Origin of the sequence: Candidatus Magnetobacterium casense (genome assembly GCF_000714715.1) — a bacterium.
In the GTDB taxonomy this organism is placed as follows: domain Bacteria; phylum Nitrospirota; class Thermodesulfovibrionia; order Thermodesulfovibrionales; family Magnetobacteriaceae; genus Magnetobacterium; species Magnetobacterium casense.
Map to the genome: position 1 here is coordinate 1 of NZ_JMFO01000011.1, position 18,684 is coordinate 18,684.

Annotated in this window: 13 protein-coding genes and 2 pseudogenes; 9 read left to right on the forward strand and 6 right to left on the reverse strand. The window is 47.2% G+C overall.

Annotated features, from left to right (window positions below; genetic code table 11):
* Positions 1-277: pseudogene (locus Mcas_RS07590) on the reverse strand (IS5/IS1182 family transposase); the annotation flags it as partial.
* Positions 278-357: 80 nt separating this feature from the next.
* Between Mcas_RS07590 and Mcas_RS07595 the strand changes: the two are divergent.
* The 6 genes and pseudogenes from Mcas_RS07595 (at position 358) to Mcas_RS07615 (ending at position 3,339) form a co-directional block, all read left to right on the forward strand.
* Entirely contained in the window at positions 358-627 is a 270-nt protein-coding gene (locus tag Mcas_RS07595; protein ID WP_052566997.1) for a transposase, read from the forward strand.
* A gap of 6 nt (positions 628-633) precedes the next feature.
* A pseudogene (locus Mcas_RS18100) lies at positions 634-810 on the forward strand (ISKra4-like element ISUnCu20 family transposase); the annotation flags it as partial.
* A gap of 286 nt (positions 811-1,096) precedes the next feature.
* The gene (locus Mcas_RS07600) at positions 1,097-1,930 is read left to right on the forward strand and encodes an InlB B-repeat-containing protein (protein WP_268748992.1); all 834 of its coding nucleotides are present in this window, start codon (positions 1,097-1,099) and stop codon (positions 1,928-1,930) included.
* Between the two features lie 14 nt (positions 1,931-1,944).
* Positions 1,945-2,352: a hypothetical protein gene (locus Mcas_RS07605; protein WP_156033254.1), complete on the forward strand. Its 408-nt coding sequence runs from the start codon at positions 1,945-1,947 to the stop codon at positions 2,350-2,352.
* Positions 2,353-2,576: 224 nt separating this feature from the next.
* The gene (locus Mcas_RS07610) at positions 2,577-3,005 is read left to right on the forward strand and encodes a hypothetical protein (protein WP_040334934.1); all 429 of its coding nucleotides are present in this window, start codon (positions 2,577-2,579) and stop codon (positions 3,003-3,005) included.
* A gap of 154 nt (positions 3,006-3,159) precedes the next feature.
* A complete protein-coding gene (locus Mcas_RS07615) occupies positions 3,160-3,339 on the forward strand; it encodes a rubredoxin (RefSeq protein WP_040334935.1) in 180 nt (59 codons plus the stop codon).
* 89 nt (positions 3,340-3,428) lie between these two features.
* On the opposite strand, the gene hemL is transcribed toward Mcas_RS07615, so the two are convergent.
* Entirely contained in the window at positions 3,429-4,715 is a 1,287-nt protein-coding gene (gene hemL, locus Mcas_RS07620) for a glutamate-1-semialdehyde 2,1-aminomutase (protein WP_040334986.1), read from the reverse strand.
* 104 nt (positions 4,716-4,819) lie between these two features.
* Between hemL and Mcas_RS07625 the strand changes: the two genes are divergently transcribed.
* Both Mcas_RS07625 and Mcas_RS07630 read left to right on the forward strand, forming a co-directional pair.
* Positions 4,820-5,641, forward strand: coding sequence for a sugar phosphate isomerase/epimerase family protein (locus tag Mcas_RS07625; RefSeq protein ID WP_040334936.1), 822 nt, complete (start codon positions 4,820-4,822; stop codon positions 5,639-5,641).
* Between the two features lie 303 nt (positions 5,642-5,944).
* Positions 5,945-7,879 (forward strand): proton-conducting transporter transmembrane domain-containing protein, encoded by a 1,935-nt coding sequence (locus Mcas_RS07630; RefSeq protein WP_235203291.1) that lies wholly within the window; start codon positions 5,945-5,947, stop codon positions 7,877-7,879.
* Positions 7,880-7,942: 63 nt separating this feature from the next.
* Here the strand turns inward: Mcas_RS07630 and Mcas_RS07635 are convergent, their stop codons facing one another.
* The 4 genes from Mcas_RS07635 to Mcas_RS18105 form a co-directional block, all read right to left on the reverse strand.
* Positions 7,943-9,214 carry a VCBS repeat-containing protein gene (locus tag Mcas_RS07635; protein WP_156033256.1) on the reverse strand — a complete coding sequence of 424 codons (1,272 nt, stop codon included), beginning with the start codon at positions 9,212-9,214 and terminating at the stop codon, positions 7,943-7,945.
* A 15-nt stretch (positions 9,215-9,229) separates the two neighbouring features.
* Positions 9,230-10,672 (reverse strand): hypothetical protein, encoded by a 1,443-nt coding sequence (locus Mcas_RS07645; RefSeq protein ID WP_156033257.1) that lies wholly within the window; start codon positions 10,670-10,672, stop codon positions 9,230-9,232.
* 7 nt (positions 10,673-10,679) lie between these two features.
* Complete coding sequence (locus tag Mcas_RS16535) at positions 10,680-12,992, reverse strand: C1 family peptidase (protein WP_052566999.1); 2,313 nt, start codon at positions 12,990-12,992, stop codon at positions 10,680-10,682.
* Between the two features lie 79 nt (positions 12,993-13,071).
* Entirely contained in the window at positions 13,072-16,050 is a 2,979-nt protein-coding gene (locus Mcas_RS18105; RefSeq protein WP_156033258.1) for a 6-bladed beta-propeller, read from the reverse strand.
* Positions 16,051-16,948: 898 nt separating this feature from the next.
* Between Mcas_RS18105 and Mcas_RS07665 the strand changes: the two genes are divergently transcribed.
* Complete coding sequence (locus tag Mcas_RS07665) at positions 16,949-18,643, forward strand: HD domain-containing phosphohydrolase (protein WP_052567000.1); 1,695 nt, start codon at positions 16,949-16,951, stop codon at positions 18,641-18,643.
* The last annotated feature ends 41 nt before the right edge of the window (positions 18,644-18,684 follow it).

An 18,684-nucleotide genomic window follows, 5' to 3' on the forward strand; every position in this document is an offset into this window, starting at 1 on the left:
CATCGTTTTTAGTAGATTCTATCAAAAGACTTGTCGTAGGGTAATTATAGACAACTTTGGCTACAAACGCTCTGCCAATTGCATACCTCTCCTTGAGTTTACGACCTATGCATTGACTGTCTACCCACCACATATGTCTTTCTATCTGAACTATCTCCAGGATTGTAACTAACTGCTTTTGTTTCTTGGTTATTGGATCGGTAAGTATTTCTTCCAACTCTGGGAACAGTACCCGTTGTATATTTCCTGCTAACCATGATATACTCTCTAATAACATTATGTTCTCCTTTTAATCTATTATATTTAGGTGTTATATTATAGCACAAAGAGAACTAAAAAAGGTTTAGTTTAGGAGTTTTGCAAGAGGCTCGATTAGTTATTGATAATGCCTCACCTCATAAGAGTAAAAGTTTCGAGGAAAATATTCCTAAATGGGAAGCAAAAGGGTTGAAAATATTCTATCTTCCACCTTATTCTCCTAAAATGAATTTAATTGAAATTCTGTGGAGATTTATGAAGTATGAATGGATTAACTTCAGCGCATACAAAAGTTGGAACCATTTGGTAGATTACATTGATGGTGTGCTTAATAATTTTGGTCAAGAATATATAATTACTTATGGGTAGGTACTTATTGATATAGGCAGTGGAGTTATAGAGAGTTCCCATCGTATTATAGTGCAAAGCAGAATGAAACAATCGGGCATGCATTGGAACAAGAAAAACGTCCAACCTATGGTATCACTAAGAGCATTATATCTATCTGGACGATGGAGCAATATTGTCACACATCTAAAGGTTGCAGCCTGATGCCACCAAAAATTTATGCACCCCTTACACCAGCATCTCAGACGGTTACCTCTGGTGATACTACAACCCTAATTGTGACGCCCAATTCATGGTATCAGGTATCTAACGTAACGGGTTGTGGTGGATCACTCAGTGGTAGTACATATACGACCGGTCCATAACAAATGATTGCAATGTTACAGCCACTTTTGCTCTGTCACCAACCCCAACCCCGACACCTACACCTACGCCAAGTTCGACCCCTACGCCTACCCCGACGCCGACACCAGGCTGTACGACTAAATCAATCAGTCCAACAAGTAATACTTTTTCATCTGCCGGTGGCAGTGGCAGCGTAAGTGTTACGGCTAGTGCTGGATGTACATGGACTGCAACAAGCAAAAGCGATTGGATAGCAATAGTTGGAGGTAGTTCTGGAAGTGGAAATGGTACTGTATCCTACACAGTAACTGCAAATACAACTGCAAGTATACGTACCGGTACAATGACCATTGCAGATCAGACATTTACAGTAGCTCAAGAGGGTCAGTCATCAACCAAAAAGGTACTCAACATCTTAAAACAAGGTACTGGTGATGGTTCTATAGATGCTTCAATAGGTACAATTATATGGAACGGTTCTTCTGGCAGTGCTGAGTATGATATTAACACCACAGTAACACTTACAGCAAGTGGAGATATGAGCTCAGATTTTGTTACATGGTCAGGTTGTGATACAACTTCATCTAATATATGTACAGTCAAGATGACAGTATCCAAGACGGTTACTGTAAAATTTGATAAAAAGGCGTCAAATGCCTTTATGTTGACTGTGACAAAAACAGACACAGGTGATGGGTCAGTGACACCGTCTACTGGTGTACTCCAGTGGACTGGCAAGACTGGGACGGCTATGTATTCTGCCAATTCTCAGGTGATCTTAAAAGCTGATGCGGCTAGCACTTCAAAGTTCGTAGCATGGACCGGCTGTAGTGATTCTATTGGCAATCAGTGCACTGTGAATATGACATCGGCCAAGTCCATATCCGTAGAGTTTAAACTTAACAACATTGGTAAGAAGGCAAAGCGGGATTTTGATGCTGATGGCAAGAGTGATGCGGTGACTTCTATCTTTGGTTGATGGATGGAACAAAGATGCAACCTAGCAGTGACGATGTTGTCAAGGGGATACCGACGGATTGGCAGGTCAAGGCAATTGCTGACTATAATGGTGATGGTAAGAGTGATGTATCCATATACAACACCACGACAGCCAAAACCGTAATCTGGTTGATGGATGGGACAAAAATAATCCATGCCGATTACACAAAACCAAATAGTACATCGACAAGTCAATCAGGCCCGCTAACACAGCACAGTTCTGGTACCAGTACCTGGGAGCTGAAATCCTCAGGCGACTACAACGGTGATGGTGTTAGTGATATGATCTGGCATAATAGTTCAACAGGTGATGTATATATGTGGATAATGGACGGCAGTGGTAATGGTTACTCTGGAGGTTGGGTAGACCATGGTATTCCACAAAACTGGAGTATATACTAAGCGAAAGAAGGTGGAAGGGCTCTGCCCTTCCACTCAAACCTCTTTGCCCCATAAAAAATGCCATGTCTTTTGTACTTAATCCAATCGAAACCTGCTATATCCACCCACAAGACAGACAACATCGGTGACAAAACTATTTCTTCCACAGGACATCCGCCAAAATGTTAGAATATAGGAAATAGATAAGGACGGTGATCCCTATTTTCAGATCAACACGTAGCCTGATGGCAACCCTGTATAAGGCACTTACCGATACGGTGGCAATAGAGAAGACACTGGAGAGCTATCTGTGTCCTTTGCAGATGTTTTTCGAATTGACACGTAACGGCTGGAGTGCCGGGGCATTTAAAATTCTGAAACATGACTTGAATGTTAAGCGCATATTCCTTGCCAAATTAACCGTAGAGTATTTCAGGGGTATTAGTGCAAGCCTTAAACGCCCGGCATCGCTGCATAACGATTCAGTTGCAGGCACTGCGGAGGCAACAACAGGCACAACTCTTAACGTCAAACAAGTGCATGATAAATCCAGAGAGGAAATGCAGACATGGGAAGATATGTTGTCCATCCCCCTGTTTGTCATTGGCGTTGTGTATGCTATAGTCTTAAACGTCAGAAGAACGCTCGTTAAGTTGACAGACGCCCGAAAATGAGCTGTTCTCACCTTCAGGGGTCAGGGGAGGGTAGGATTGGGCTTGGTGGCATAGAACAAATTATACCTATCCCTAATCCCCTTGACGTTTATAGTTTAAAGGTTGTAACATTAGTTACGAATTTTAAACAAAACAAAAAGGAAGGATAGATATTATGTCACAAGCTCAGGAATCAAAGGTTTATGTGTGTGGTCTGTGCGGTTACATATACGATCCCAAAAAGGGGGACAAGAAGTCAAAGATACCGCCCGGGGTGGAGTTCAAGGACTTGCCTGAGGGGTGGAAGTGTCCTTTGTGTGGTGTTGGAGTGTCGCGGTTTAATGAGATGCTATAGGCGTTAGGGCAGTTGCAGACTGAACCACAACTGATAATGCCCCATTGGGGGGCAAACACCCCCCGTCTTTTTTTGATTGCGCGTTGAGGTTATAGGGCCTTAAGGGACTTGAATGCGGCCTTGATGGTATCGTCGATATCGCCGTCTGAGTGAGCCAACGAAATGAACCCGGCCTCAAACTGAGATGGAGCCAGGTACACGCCCTCATCGAGCATGAGCCTGAAAAATCGTCCATATCGTTCGGTATCTGCTTTAAGTGCCGTGTCGTAGTCAAAGACGTCGCCGTCGCAGAAGTACTGGCAGAACATTGTCCCAACGCGGTAGAACCTTGTTTTTGCGCCTGCTTTGGCTGCGGCGTCCGTCAAGCCCTCCTGTAGCGCCTGAGCCGTGCGCTCCAGCTTGTCGTATACGCCACCTTCCATGAGCAGCCTGAGGGTCTTGATACCGGCAGTCATGGCGATGGGATTACCCGATAGCGTACCCGCCTGGTAGACAGGTCCCTCCGGCGCTATCATAGCCATGATCTCACCCTTGCCACCGTATGCCCCCACGGGCAGACCTCCTCCAATCACCTTGCCCAGGCATGTCATATCAGGCGTGATCCCATACATTGCCTGAGCGCCGCCAATGCCAACCCTGAACCCCGTCATGACCTCATCAAATATGAGTACGATATCGTACCTGGCAGAGAGTTCCCTGAGTCGTTGCAGGAATCCCTCTCTGGGCAGTACGCAGCCAATGTTACCGATCACGGGTTCAAGGATGATACAGGCGATTTCCTTGTGTTGCTGTGTGATAACGGTTTCAATGGCATCGACGTTGTTAAATGGCAGGGTTATGGTGGCCGCTGCAAAGGACTGCGGCACTCCCGGACTGGTAGGGATCGACAGGGTCGTTGCCCCGGAGCCGGCCTTCACCAGGAGGCCATCGGCATGACCGTGGTAGCAACCGTCAAACTTGATAACCTTGTCCTTTTTCGTAAAAGCCCTGGCTGCTCGTATGGCACTCATTGTGGCCTCGGTTCCAGAGTTGACAAAGCGCACCTTGGCCATAGACGGATATAGCCCCAGGACAAGCTCGGCCAGCTCCACCTCAAGTGCAGTTGGGGCACCGTAGCTCGTGCCGTTTTCGACCGCCCCCCTGATGGCCTCAACCACCGCAGGGTGCGCATGACCAAGCACCATCGGTCCCCAGGAAAGGACGTAATCAATGTAGGCATTGTCATCGACGTCGTAGACCCGCGACCCCTTTGCACGTGCAATAAACAGCGGATTGCCTCCCACCGCCTTAAACGCCCTCACCGGACTGTTGACACCTCCAGGGATCAGTTGTTGAGCCTTGGAAAATAACTCGTTTGATCTTGTATGTTTTCTCATGCCATATATTAACATAAACAGGGGGATGGTGGGGAGGGCAGAGCCGTTTCCCTTCTTTTTTTCCACGGATTGACAAAGCTGTGCGCAAACCATTACTATAAACTATGTTCACGCAACTGCAGATAAGGGTTGGCAACCAGACCTCATGTGTAGCCTCATCGCCGGGGCTGCCGTTTGGGTATGCCATCGCCAGCGGATTTGATACCTTTGAGTGGTTCCCTGACAAGAAGGATTGGGGGGGGTGGCTGGAGGACGATATAAGCCCCACCGAAAGAACTAACATAAGGAAAAAGGCCGCTCAACAAAAGATCACCCTGAGCGTCCATGCCCCCCTTGTGGTAAATCCGCTGCGGGGTGAGACCTATGACGCCTTCACCAATACCGTTGACTTTGCCCTGGACATAGGTGCCGTGCTTATCAACATCCACCTGTTTAACCACGAGGGAATGGAGAGATACGTACAATCCCTGGAGCCTTACATCAGACGCACGGCAGAGTTAAACCTGAAGCTCTCAATCGAAAACACCCCGGAAATATCCCCTGATGACGTCAACAGGGCATTTGAGCTTATCGGACAGCTCGACCACATACCAACAGACCACGTGGGAATGTGCTTTGACATCGGACACGCAAACATATTCCCCCATACACGCAATGACTACATCCGCTACATCAGGACAATACAGCCGCACGTATCAATCATACACATCCACATGCACGAAAACTACGGCGATTGGGACAGACATATGCCCATATTCACTGGCCCGGCCGGGGACAACCCCATCGGCATAACCGCCTTTGTCGCCGAAATGAAACGACGCAACTTTTCCGGTTCGATAATAATGGAACAGTGGCCTGAAAACCCCTACTTCCTAAACAACGCCCGTGACAGGTTGCTGGCAATCTTTAACGACAACAACGTCTGAGGAGCACATGGCAGAGATAAGTTTTAGCAGAAACTACAGCGACATGTGCATATCGCACGGAGTCAATGCCGGTTTTCAGTTTGAGTTCTACTGCGAGCGCTGCAACGATAAATAACGGAGTATAAATGTTTAGAACATTAGGGTTAAGAATAATGGGGTCAAGGGGACTGGTCCCCTTGCGGGGGAGGTCTGAGGAGGGGGCGGAGCCGCCCTCCTTCTTTTCTTCTGTTGTTATAGCTACTTATACTCTTCTGCTTACATGGCGCACGGAGTGTGGCCACAGGATGCGCTGAGTTGTCATATGTGTTTTATGCCCTTGCCCTGATTGTTGTTGCAGCCGTGGTGGTAGGTGGGGTGGGGGGCAGAGTGGTCAAGGCTCTTGGCAGGGGTTCGGAGCACTTCCCCGGGGTTATCTCTCTGGCGTCTGTTGTTGTTGGGGCGGCGTTTATGGTTAAGGTCGCCTATGATGTGCTGTTTTCAGGGCAGTCCCGCATGGTTGTCTTAGACCTCGGTTCTCCTCTGGCAGTGGTGCCGCTGCAACTGGATGCCTTATCGGCCTTCTTTGTCTGTCTTATTGCCGTTATGGGCACTCTCAATGCCCTGTACATGCAGGGGTACATACGCCTTAATCCCAATAAAAACATACCTGTAGCGCGACACTATATGTTTTTTAACCTGATGCTTGCCGCCATGGTTGTCGTCGTGACGGTCAAAAACACCATAGCCTTTGTCATGGCATGGGAGATTATGTTGGTGTGCGCATTTTTTATACTCCTGTCTGAGCGCCAAGGCACACGGACAAGGGCCGTTGCCCTGGGATACATCGCATATATGCACATGGGGGTCATTGTGTTGATGGCGGGGTTTGCCGCTGCCAGTGTGTACTGCGGCGGGACGGATTTCACTGATCTGGCCGCACTCCGGTGGAGTTCTTCGGGTGTGGGCGTGTATTACCTGCTGCTGGTGGGGTTTGGCTTCATGGCGGGTAGTGTGCCTTTTCATGCCTGGATGACAAAGACCTCCACCACCACCGCCGGCGGCGATCTATGGCTGTTATCCGGACTCCTCACAAACATGGGCATCTACGGGATACTCAGGTGCATTGCTGAAACGGGGACTGCCCCCAAATATGCCGGTTACGTGGTGCTCATATTCTCCGTTGTCACGGGCCTGTGGGGCGCCATCAACAGCATCACGCAGAACAACCTCAGAGGAGTTATCACCTGCAACAGCGTTGAAAACACCGGCGTCATAGGGATCGGCATCGGCACCGGTCTGATAGGTCAGGGCAACGGTCTGCCCCTGATGACCGCACTTGGCTTTGGTGGCGCCGTGTTTCATACGTTGAATCACACCCTGTTTAAGGGGCTGCTGGCCTATGGTGTTGGCGCCTTTGTCAGGGGCGTTAATACCGGCAACCTGGGCCTTATGGGCGGACTCATAAAGAGGATGCCGGTTGTGGCGGTGTTGTTTCTGTGCGGATGTCTGTGCGTGTGCGGTCTGCCGCCCTTTAACGGTTTTATCAGTGTTGCCGTCATTTTCATGGGGCTACTGGGGGCCAAGGGGTCAGCCAATGGGGCAGTGTTAAGTGCGGGAGGGCTGGGTGTTGCAGCCCTTGCGCTGATAAATGCCCTGACGGCCATAGCCTTCATAAAGGTGTCAGGTTATGCGCTCCTGGGGCAGCCACGCAGCACGAAGGCCGCCGAGGCAGAGCCATCCCCTGCCTCCATGACCCTGCCTATGGTGGTGCTTGCCGTTGTCTGTCTGCTGCTCGGCCTGATGCCGGAGCTGGTGTCAGGCGTGGTAAAGGCAGCGTTGGTCTCTATGCACATAAACCCCGATATCGCCATACACGAAACCTCTATGCTCGTCTCATCGATATCGAGGGCATCACTGTTGCCGGTGTTTGCAACCGGGGCGCTTATGCTTCTGAGGTCGTTGGTTCCATTGAGCCAGGGGTCGCTGACCCCAAAAGCCCAACCAGTTGCACTTGTCAACGGTGAGAAAAATCAACGTTCATCGGCCTCATTCTTCGTTGCCGGTTCCGCCTCCATGGTCGCCGTTGTAGCCCGTGTTGACGCCATTGTGCAAGGCATCGGCGGGGTGTTGCCGTGGTTTTGGCTGCGTTGCAGGCGGGCGTTTGAGACCATTGGCCGGCTTCAGGGCGGGCAGATGAGGCTCTACATACTCTACCTCCTGGCGACCCTGCTGGTTACACTGCTGATTATGAATGGTTAGCCTACCCCCCCCAAAAAAAATAAGAAAAAGGGGGCGGCGCTGCCCCCCTCGACCCCCAACTTTCTATTTGATCTGCCAATCTGATGGCATACCTTTTAGCACGTAATCTCCACCGGAGATGTTAAGCCCGTTCATAAACCACACTGCAATGTCGCCAGTTACACTATCCTGCCACAATACATGACCCTTGCCGGTGCCGCTGTAATCTCCACTTGTCAGGATATTCCAGTTGTTTGGTATCCCTCGTGCCAGGTAGTTGCCGCCAACGACACTAAAGCCATCCATTATCCAGGCGGCTGTGTCACCGGTTATGGTGTCCTGCCATATTACGTCGTTCTTACCGTCACCATCTAAATCAGTTATAGCCTTTATCAGCCAGTTGCCCGGGATACCCCTGGCAGCGAATCCGCCTCCTTGTACCTTTGTTGCGTCCATGCTCCAGATGTAAATATCACCGCTATCGTTTTGCAAAAGGACGTCGCTCTTGCCATCGTTATTAAAATCTGCCACTGCCTTGACTGTCCAATCTGAGGGTAGAGATTTTACTACAAAGTCACCACTCGTTATACCAGCCCCATCCATTAACCACAGGGCAACATCACCGTTTGTGCTGTTTTGCCATAGTATGTCACTCTTGGCATCGCCATTAAAGTCGCCTACTGCCTTGAATAACCACTCCCCTGGCATACCATGTAAGGCAAAACCACCACCAGATATCTTAGCCCCATCCATGATCCAAATGTAGACGTCACCGTTAGTGGTGTTTTGCAATAGAACGTCCGCCTTGCTATCGCCATTGAAGTCACCTATGCCCTTAATCGCCCAATCTGAGGGTAAGCCCTTAACTACAAATTCACCACCTTTTATTGCCTTTCCGTTCATCAACCATATAACGACATCTCCTGTGCTGCTGTTTTGCCACATGATGTCACTTTTACCATCTCCGTCAAAGTCCTTCTTATTACTCCATAACGTCGGTGTTGTACCTGACGTAAACGTAACCGTTACAAGAGTATCCGCCGTCATGGTTACCTTGCAGGTCAAACTTGTCCCTGAGCAAGATTCACCCCAAATTACGGTTGAACCTGAATCCGGCTTCGCCGTTAGGGTTACTTCTATGCCTGCGGTAAAATCAGAGGAACAACCTGTACCGCAACTAATACCACCAGGGCTGCTGGTGACTTCTCCTCTGCCGTTCTTTGTTACGGTGAGTTTATGTGATCCCTTTCCAGCATATGCTGCTTGTGTTGACATAAGCAGCATAGACAAAAACACTATGCCCACCGAAACAAGATGCAATATGTATCTATGCGTCAATCTTCTTCTTGAACTCATTCTAACTAAACCTCCTTAATAGTTTGGACAGTTTGCAGTCACATCTGCCGCCTTGGTTACAGGATTTAAAAACTTAATCTCTACGACTTTCCATTGCGTGCCATCATCTGGTAGACTAGTATCAGCGTATAGTGTATAGGGTAATTTCTGGTTGGAGTATGTGACTATGTTTGTTGAATCCCAATTCTTCATCGTAATATCAACGTACTTCTCACTATCGCTTAGTTGTGGAGCATTCAATGTAAGTTGGCTGCAACCACTATTCCACACCTGCCATTGGAAAAACACTACCGGTTTGTAGGTTGATGGTTCGACCCTTGTTACATCCTTAAAAGCGCCGTATGGCCATTCTCCTGAAGCAGGTACATTGGCAAGACTTCTAAAACTATGACTGATAACCGATGCGTTTCCATTCCACTTATAGCTACCATCGTAAAGCACACCTGCATTAGACCCTGCAGGCGCATGAGAACTTGTGAGCAGCTCATTGCTACATTGTACATCCAACTTGACAGAGGTGTTAACCGTGTCCTTAGCGGCAATCATTAACACATTCCAATCATCATCTCCTGCGCCATCAGCGTGATTAATGACAGCTGGCAGTTCAACGTTTGAATAAATCTTGTCGTTTGCTCTGGTGTTCCAATCTCCTATTACAACATCAAATCTTTCGCTGTTCGTGGGAGTAGAAATTTTTAACTTGCTACACCCATTTGTGTTAATGTGCCACTGAAAGAAACCTGCGGGTAGATTTGTTGACGATTGTAACACCGTTACATCTCGTGTAATTCCATAAGGATACTCAGCCCCTACAACATCTTTTGTCAAAGATCGTCCATTATAACTTATGAGCGATCCGTTTCCTGTCCAGAAAGCAGAAGAGGTTGAGCCTGCGCTACTGGCTATACCAATTTTCCTATAAGTAGTAATCTCATACTGACCGTTGGCTAAACTACAACCTATAAACATATTGCCTGCACTGGTTGATACGCTCTTATTTGGAACCCGCCAGCTAAAGCTATTTGACACGTTTTTCGCTACCTCCGTCCACGATGCTCCGTCATAGAAGGTTATATCACACTTGTTACTTGAAACATTAGCCGTCGTCCACTGGATGTTGTAATAAGACCCTCCTGACAAAACCTGACCATTCTGCGGGGATGTTACACTCATTGTTGCGCTACTGGCTATACCAATTTTCCTATAAGTAGTAATCTCATACTGACCGTTGGCTAAACTACAACCTATAAACATATTGCCTACGCTATTCGATACATTTTTATTTGGAACCAACCAGCTAAAGCTATTGGATACGCTTGTTGCTACCTCCATCCACAATGCTCCGTCATAGAAGGTGATATCACACTTGTTATTTGAAACATTAGCCGTCGTCCACTGGATGTTGTAATAAGACCCTCCTGACAAAACCTGATCATTCTGCGGGGATGTTACACTCATTGTTGCGCTACTGACTATGCCAATTTTTCCTATAAGTAGTAATCTCATACTGACTACCGTTGGCGTCCAAAGCACAACCGATAATAAACATTAAGCCTACACTATTAGATACACTTTTATTTGGAACCAGCCAGCTAAAACTATTGGATACGCTTGTTGCTACCTCCATCCACAATGCTCCGTCATAGAAGGTGATATCACACTTGTTATTTGAAACATTAGCCGTCGTCCACTGGATGTTGTAATAAGACCCTCCTGACAAAACCTGATCATTCTGCGGGGATGTTACACTCATTGTTGCGCTACTGACTATGCCAATTTTCCTATAAGTAGTAATCTCATACTGACTACCGTTGGCGTCCAAAGCACAACCGATAAACATTAAGCCTACACTATTAGATACACTTTTATTTGGAACCAGCCAGCTAAAACTATTTGACACGTTTTTTGCTACCTCCGTCCACAATGCTCCGTCATAGAAGGTTATATCACACTTGTTATTTGAAACATTAGCCGTCGTCCACTGGATGTTGTAGTAAGACCCTCCTGACAAAACCTGACCATTCTGCGGGGATGTTACACTCATTGTTGCGCTACTGGATATCCCAACCTTTACATACGTAGCAGCTTCATACTGACTACCGTTGGCGTCCAAAGCACAACCGATAAACATTAAGCCTACACTGGCTGATACGCTTTTATTTGGAGTCTGCCAGCTAAAGCTATCGGACACGTTTTTTGCTACCTGTGTCCATGCTGATCCGTCATAGAAGGTTATATCACACTTATTATTCGACAGATTAGTCGTTGTCCACTGGATGTTGTAATTAGTCCCGCCTGGCAGTACGGCATTCTGTTGCGGGTAGGCTACGCTTATTCCTGACGCATGCTTTGTGAATGCCTTTAAACAGACATTTGAATTTGGAAAATTTGTTGTTAGATCTGTCCAGTTGGCGCCGTTGCTGCTTATATAGCTTTGACCAGGGCTGGCCGTAGCCCCGCTGCTATAATTGGCACTAGGCCTTTCAATTGATATTTGGTATTTGTATCCGGGAGTTGTCAGTTTTACGACTACAGAAAACTTTTGTCCGGCATTAAGGCCAACAGGTTGTGTAATTTTTATCGTGTGGTATCCAGCATACGGTATAGAACCATCTTGAGTAGTCATTAAGGTGGTATCCTTGTAAACATAGATTGTATAGGAAGAATTGGGCGACATAGTGTAAAAGGCTACTGCCGAAAGCAGCTCATCGCCATTTGATGTGAATATGTTAGCGAACCATCCGGTTTCACTATTATAGCCTATTGAACTCGTATGCCCAAGGGGATCATGCTGATAGATACTGGTGTAGTTGGACCTCGATTCGACATTGTTAAAGACGACGTTCTGCCCTTTAGCTATATTTTTGTCATAGTAAGAGATGTAGAAATAGCCACTTTCACCCCAATATTTACCCCAGCTATTTCTAACAATAAATGCCCCGTTGTTAGGGGGAACTGGAGAGAACTTCGATTTATCATAATTATCATCCCAACCCACAATGGCAACAGCGTGGTTTAACGAAGATGTGCCATTGTAGTAGTAGGAGTACGTGGTTGCCTTATAGTACGAATCGTTGTGATAGTATGTGGTGTACATGGCACCGTAGTTCATTACGGCACGTTTAATCTCGTCGTTATCCATAAAGCCGACACTGCCTGGTATGAATAACACCTCCTGAATGTGTTTATGTGGGGTCAGACCAGCAGGAGATTCGTTTGATGACGTGTTGTATGGGTCCTGCCACTCATTTACAGCACCACCCCACCTGGAAAGATAGGCTGTTGAAATCGAGGCGTTGCCACCTTGACACATGCCTTTATCAAAACCGTGTGTATTCTTGAGGTGGTTTTCGGCGAAATCGTTTGCCTCCCCTGGCATCAAGGCGCTCTCCAATGATCCGTAAGAGGCAAAGGCCCAGCATGTACCGCATAAGCCTTGGTTCTTGACGGCTGTGAGCTTACCTGTCGTGCGAAGATCGTATGACGTGGGGAAGACGGCGTTGTCATCATACACACGTTGTCCTGCCAGATGTGATAGGTCAACTGGTGATGGGATAGCTCCTGTTGCATGTTCGTTTGTGCTTGTTTCCGTGGTTGTGCCTCTTTCTTTAATGCTGTTGACATATTCGATAAATTCAGGGTTAAGTGGTGCAATCTGTACTTGCACCTCATCACCTTGGGCTGCTGTTACCATCCTACTTGTTGCAATAACAAACAACGCAAACCATACGCAAACTACTAACAGACCTTTTGCTCCCAAAAGCCTATTTCTCTTCATTGTGTACACTCCTTTTAGTTTGGTTTATGTTTCTTGAAAAAGGGCTGCCTTAAGGCAGCCCTCATTACCGTTATGTAGATTAATAGATACTCCATTCACTGGGAATTCCTTGCTCTACAAATCCTCCTGAATAATTCAATCCCGTGCTGTCCATTGACCACATATATACATCTCCAGTTGAACCATTCTGCCAGAGCACGTCATTCATACCGTCACCGTTATAGTCTCCTGTTGATTTTACATCCCAGGTGTCGGAGCCTTTTCCACGTTCAGTTATTGGCACTGATTGGGTTGTTGCACCACCTTTAGGTTTCACGAAGTCGGCTCCCTTTATCTGTATACCATCCATCAGCCAGATTACGCTCTGACCTGTAACGCTATTTTGCAGGTACACATCGCTATTGCCGTCACCATTATAGTCCGCAACTCCTTTGATCTGCCATTCCATTGGTATCCCTTTGACAATGAAATCACTTCCGGCCTTAATCTTTGTGCCATCCATCAGCCATCCAAAGAAGTCACCATTTTGGTTTTGCCACAGGATGTCAGCCTTGCCATCGCCATTGAAGTCTCCTACTCCCTTGACATACCAGTCTTGTGGCATACTACCAACTACATAATCTCCGGAGGCTATGGCGGTGCCATTCATCAGCCAGATGTAGACTGCCCCGGATTTGGAGTCCTGCCACATAACGTCGCTCTTGCCATCGCCGTCAAAATCCTCAGAGAGCTTGATCTGCCAGTCCGCCGGGATACCCCTGGCCACGTAGTTACCGGATTTTGGTTTGCCGTTATCCATTAGCCATACGTAGACGTCACCCGTGTCGATGTCTTGCCACATCATGTCACTTTTACCATCGCCGTCAAAATCCTCCGCCGCTTTGACACGCCAGTTGGCGGGGACGTTATTTGCCGCAAAGGCAGCAGACTTTCTTGTAACACCATCCATCTGCCAGATGGCCACGTCCCCTGTCTTGGAATTCTGCCACATGACGTCGCTCTTACCATCACCGTTAAAATCTTTCTTAGCCTTGCCTGTTGTGGTCTTATTAAACTCGGCAGAGACACTCTTTGTTTCGGTTATTGTCAACGTACACTGGTTGCCGATGGGCACATCACACCCCTTCCATTCTATAAACTTTGATGTGTTGTCTGGTGCTGCCATGAGGATTACCTGGGAACCAGCCGTGTAAGTTGCCGTACCTGTCTTACCGCTCCAGTTGAGCACGCCCGTGGAAGTGCTTACCGTACCATCTCCTGTGCCTATCTTGGTAACAGTCAGGAGAAATCCGCCGTTTGTCTTTTTGTTAAACGTCACATAGATTGTCCTGGCCCCCGTCATATTGACCGTACACACATTTGACGCCGTAGTGTCACACCCTGACCATGAAACAAAATCTGAACTCATATCCCCCTGCGCCGTGAGAGATACTGAGGTATTGAGGTCATATTCAACAATACCGGTGTTACCGTTCCAGACAATTGTACCGGTTGAGGCTGCCACAGAACCACCGCCTGTGCCCTGTTTCATTATTGTTAGGGGCTTCTTTGTAGCTGACTGTCCATCCTGAGTTACCGTAAAGGTTTGACCTGCGATAGATATTGTGCCGATACGTACGCTAGAGTTTGTGTTTGCCGTTACGGAATACGCAACACTGCCGCTACCACTGCCGGAGTTGCCTGAATTGATCGTAAGCCAGCTAGTATCGTTACTCGTTGCCGTCCATGTGCAGCCGGTGTTAGCCGTAACGCTTACGCTATCACTCCCACCGGTTGAAAGGAAATGCTTGCTCGTTGGAGTGATTGATTTGCTATTACAGTCTGGTGTCTGTGTCGGAGTAGGGCTTGGTGTCGGTGTTGCTGTTGGAGTGGGAGTTGGAGTACCTGTCGGAGTTGGTATTGCTGTTGGAGTGGGAGTTGATGTAGACGTAGGAGTAGGAGTAGGGGTTGGTGTGGAAGTAGGGGTTGATGTGGGCGTAGGCGTAGGTGTTGGTGTCGGAGTAGGGGTGGGAGTAGGAGTAGGCGTTGGAGTAGGAGTGGGTGTAGGAGTGGGCGTTGCGAGAGCAAACTTCTGGATGCGATGATTCCCCCAATCGGAAACATAAACGTTTCCAGAGGTATCAACAGTAATTCCTTCCGGGGTAGCGAATTGACCATCACCGCTGCCGGGACTACCCCACTTGGTTATAAATGTGCCAGTTGAGCTAAATTTCTGGATGCGGTTGTTAGATGTATCGCCGACATAGACGTTTCCAGAGGTATCAACAGTAATTGCTCTGGGGTCAGAGAATTGACCATCACCGCTGCCGGAACTACCCCACTTGGATACAAAGGTGCCAGTTGAACTGAACTTCTGGATACGGTTGTTAATACGGTCGGTAACGTAGACGTTTCCAGAGGTATCTACAGCGATTCCGGTTGGTGCATCGAATTGACCATCGCCATAGCCATTACTACCCCAAGAAGTTATAAAAGTACCGGTTGAGCTGAACTTCTGGATACGGTTATTATTCCTATCCACAACATAAACGTTTCCGGAGGCATCAACAGCGACTCCCATTGCAACATTAAATTGACCATCACCATTGCCGGAACTACCCCACTTGGATACAAAGGTACCAGTTGAGGTGAACTTCTGGATATTATTGTTAGTTGCATCTGCAACATATATGTTGTTTCCAGAGGTATCAACAGCAACACCATATGGATAAGTGAATTGACCATCACCGCTACCGGAACTACCCCACTTGGTTAAAAAGGTGCCAGTTGAACTAAATTTCTGGATACGTGTGTTATACCAATCTGCAACATAGACGTTTCCAGAGGTATCAACCGCGATTCCGTATGGGTAATTGAATTGACCAACTCCTGCGCCATTATTTCCCCATTTAGTAACAAAGATATAGTTCTCCGCCGCATAGACGTTGCTTACGGCTCCGTTAATACACATTGCTCCGATCATGGCAAACAACGCCAAGGTGAGCAACATCCTCACGCCTGTCGCACAGTGTGACGGGAGATGCTTCATCTTTACTTGGTTGTTACTTTTCCAAAACATACTTCCTCCATACATATTCAGTGAAATACGACTCTATAGGCCAGCAAGGCTGACATTTAACATAGATTCTATTCGTAATAGTTCAGCACTTGGCGTTATAGTGCTACCCCTGTTACTTAACACCATCGACAATAGTGTCTTTTTCATCTCTATACACTACTGGACTTGAGTGTTTAGCCCTACAAGATAATAATTTTAAAATTATACAAAAAAAAAAACAAAAAGTCAAGGGGGTATTTTAAAATATCTTGCATGCAATTATTATGCCTCAAAGCATTGCTTGTACCTAACCTTAGTGATTTACATATTTTCATGACGTTCAATTCAAAAATATAGAGCATCCTCTTAATTTTCAACTCAAAAATACTCTCATAAAATTTTAATAAGCAGAAGAGTATACGTAGCTATAACAACAGAAGAAAAGAAGGAGGGCGGCTCCGCCCCCTCCTCAGACCTCCCCCGCAAGGGGACCAGTCCCCTCGACCCCATTATTCTTAACCCTAATGTTCTAAACATTTATGCTCCGTTCTTTAATTGTGAAAAGAAGGATAGGAGTGTGATGTTTTATAGTATGGCAATAGTATGCTTGTTTATGAGTATCCTCTTTAAAAAGCAGGGTAATTTTTATTTCACGGTTAAAAGGCATGGATTCCTGCTTTCGCAGGAATGACAGTTACAGCCGTTTTCCAAGTGTGTCATTCCTGGCTTGACCAGGAATCCAGGATGCGTAAAAGCATAGTTACCATGAAATATAAAGAGGATACGTTTATGAGGCGAATACACGTCCTCCTAAGCCACCAGGTTTTGCAAATTCTCTGCTCTCGACCGGGAATGCCCTGATGCCGGCTACAATTAAGGTTAAGCAAAAAGTAAAATGTATATGCTATCATAGAGGCATATGCAAATTACGGGTGATGCCAGAGAGACGGTCGTCGAGGGCGATGAGGTAGCAAGACTCCAGGCCATCTTAGTGCAAAAGAGCCATCTTGCAAGTGACCTGCTCAAGATAGGAACCGCCCTGTCGGCAGAGAAAAACATAGAGGCCCTCCTGGAGATGATTGTTGTTGAGGCCATGAATCTGACAAACTCCGACGGTGCTACCCTCTACATCAAGACCCCCGATGAGACGACCATCGCCTTTAGGATACTCCAAAACCGCACACTGGGACTACAGATGGGGGGTACGAGCGCAAAAGAGATCAAATTCCCACCCCTGAAGCTGTATAAACCCGATGGTACCGGTAACAAGCACCTCGTCTCCGTCTACGTGGCCCTGACCGGGACGACTCTGAATATCCCTGATGTCTATGAGATAGACGGCTTTGACTTCCAGGGCTGCAAGGACTTTGACAAGAACACGTGTTACCGTTCCAAGTCAATGCTGGTAACGGCACTCAGAAACTATGAAAACGAAATAATCGGCGTCCTGCAGTTGATCAACGCACAGGATAGCGAAGGTGCCATAATACCGTTTTCCATGGACCATCAGGAGTTGATCGAGTCTCTGGCCTCGCAGGCGGCTGTGGCCATCACCAATGCCTCCCTGCTCAGTGACCTGAAAAACCTCATGGATGGCTTTATCAAGAGCATAGCAAGCGCCATTGATGAGAAGTCTCCCTATACGGGTGGGCATATCCGCCGTGTGGCGGAGATCACGCTTGATATTGCCCAGGGCCTCAACAGCTCAAACGACGGCCGGTGGAAAGACTTCAACCTCTCCCAGGATGAAATCAATGAACTGAGAATAGCCGCATGGATGCACGACATTGGTAAGATATCCACACCCGAGTACGTAGTGGACAAAGCCACTAAGCTTGAAACCATCTACGACAGGATTCACTACATAGAGGCAAAGTTTGAAATACTCATACGTGACGTTGAACTGTTCTATCTCAAAAAACACGCCGAAATATCCTCCCGCAACGATAAAGACAAGCAAGAGCAACTAAAAAGGCTTAGAGAGGTCTACGATGAGCGAATAAATAGCCTCGCCTCAGACCTCAACTTCCTCAGGCTCATCAACCAGGGAGGAGAGTTTATGTCAGATGCCCTGATTGCCCGACTAAAGGACATTGCTACCACACAGATTACACTCAATGGCGTACAACAGAACCTGCTGACCGAAAACGAGGTATATAACCTCAGTATAAGAAAAGGCACATTGACAGAAGAAGAGCGTAATGTTATCCAAAATCACGTGGTACTGACACACGCAATGCTTGCCAGACTACCGTGGCCAAAGAAACTCAAAGGCGTCTGTGAATATGCCGGTGAGCACCACGAAAAACTCGATGGCACAGGCTATCCTAACGGTCTCGATGCCGACTCCCTGTCCGTGCAGTCAAGGATCATTGCAATAGCGGATATCTTTGAGGCACTCTCGGCAGGGGACAGGCCCTATAAGCATGGAAAAAAACTCTCGGAGTGTGTTAAGATAATAGGCATGATGGTAAAGGATAAACATATAGATAAAGACATTGTGGACTTCTTTGTCCAATCCGGGCTGCTGCAAAAATACGCAAGAAGGGAGCTGAAGGATTATCAGATAGACCCCTTTACGTACAATGGTGTAACGTATGACTTTAAGGTGTAACAGAGACACCAGATAAAATAAAATCCACAGGAGGAATATGA

Bases quoted from the DNA above. Each gene is read 5' to 3' on its own strand.
- Mcas_RS07635 (WP_156033256.1), bottom strand. From the start codon at position 9,214: ATGAGTTCAAGAAGAAGATTGACGCATAGATACATATTGCATCTTGTT.
- Mcas_RS18105 (WP_156033258.1), bottom strand. From the start codon at position 16,050: ATGTTTTGGAAAAGTAACAACCAAGTAAAGATGAAGCATCTCCCGTCA.
- Mcas_RS07605 (WP_156033254.1), top strand. From the start codon at position 1,945: ATGCAACCTAGCAGTGACGATGTTGTCAAGGGGATACCGACGGATTGG.
- Mcas_RS07610 (WP_040334934.1), top strand. From the start codon at position 2,577: ATGGCAACCCTGTATAAGGCACTTACCGATACGGTGGCAATAGAGAAG.
- hemL (WP_040334986.1), bottom strand. From the start codon at position 4,715: ATGAGAAAACATACAAGATCAAACGAGTTATTTTCCAAGGCTCAACAA.
- Mcas_RS16535 (WP_052566999.1), bottom strand. From the start codon at position 12,992: ATGAAGAGAAATAGGCTTTTGGGAGCAAAAGGTCTGTTAGTAGTTTGC.
- Mcas_RS07625 (WP_040334936.1), top strand. From the start codon at position 4,820: ATGTTCACGCAACTGCAGATAAGGGTTGGCAACCAGACCTCATGTGTA.
- Mcas_RS07645 (WP_156033257.1), bottom strand. From the start codon at position 10,672: ATGAGTGTAACATCCCCGCAGAATGATCAGGTTTTGTCAGGAGGGTCT.
- Mcas_RS07615 (WP_040334935.1), top strand. From the start codon at position 3,160: ATGTCACAAGCTCAGGAATCAAAGGTTTATGTGTGTGGTCTGTGCGGT.
- Mcas_RS07665 (WP_052567000.1), top strand. From the start codon at position 16,949: ATGCAAATTACGGGTGATGCCAGAGAGACGGTCGTCGAGGGCGATGAG.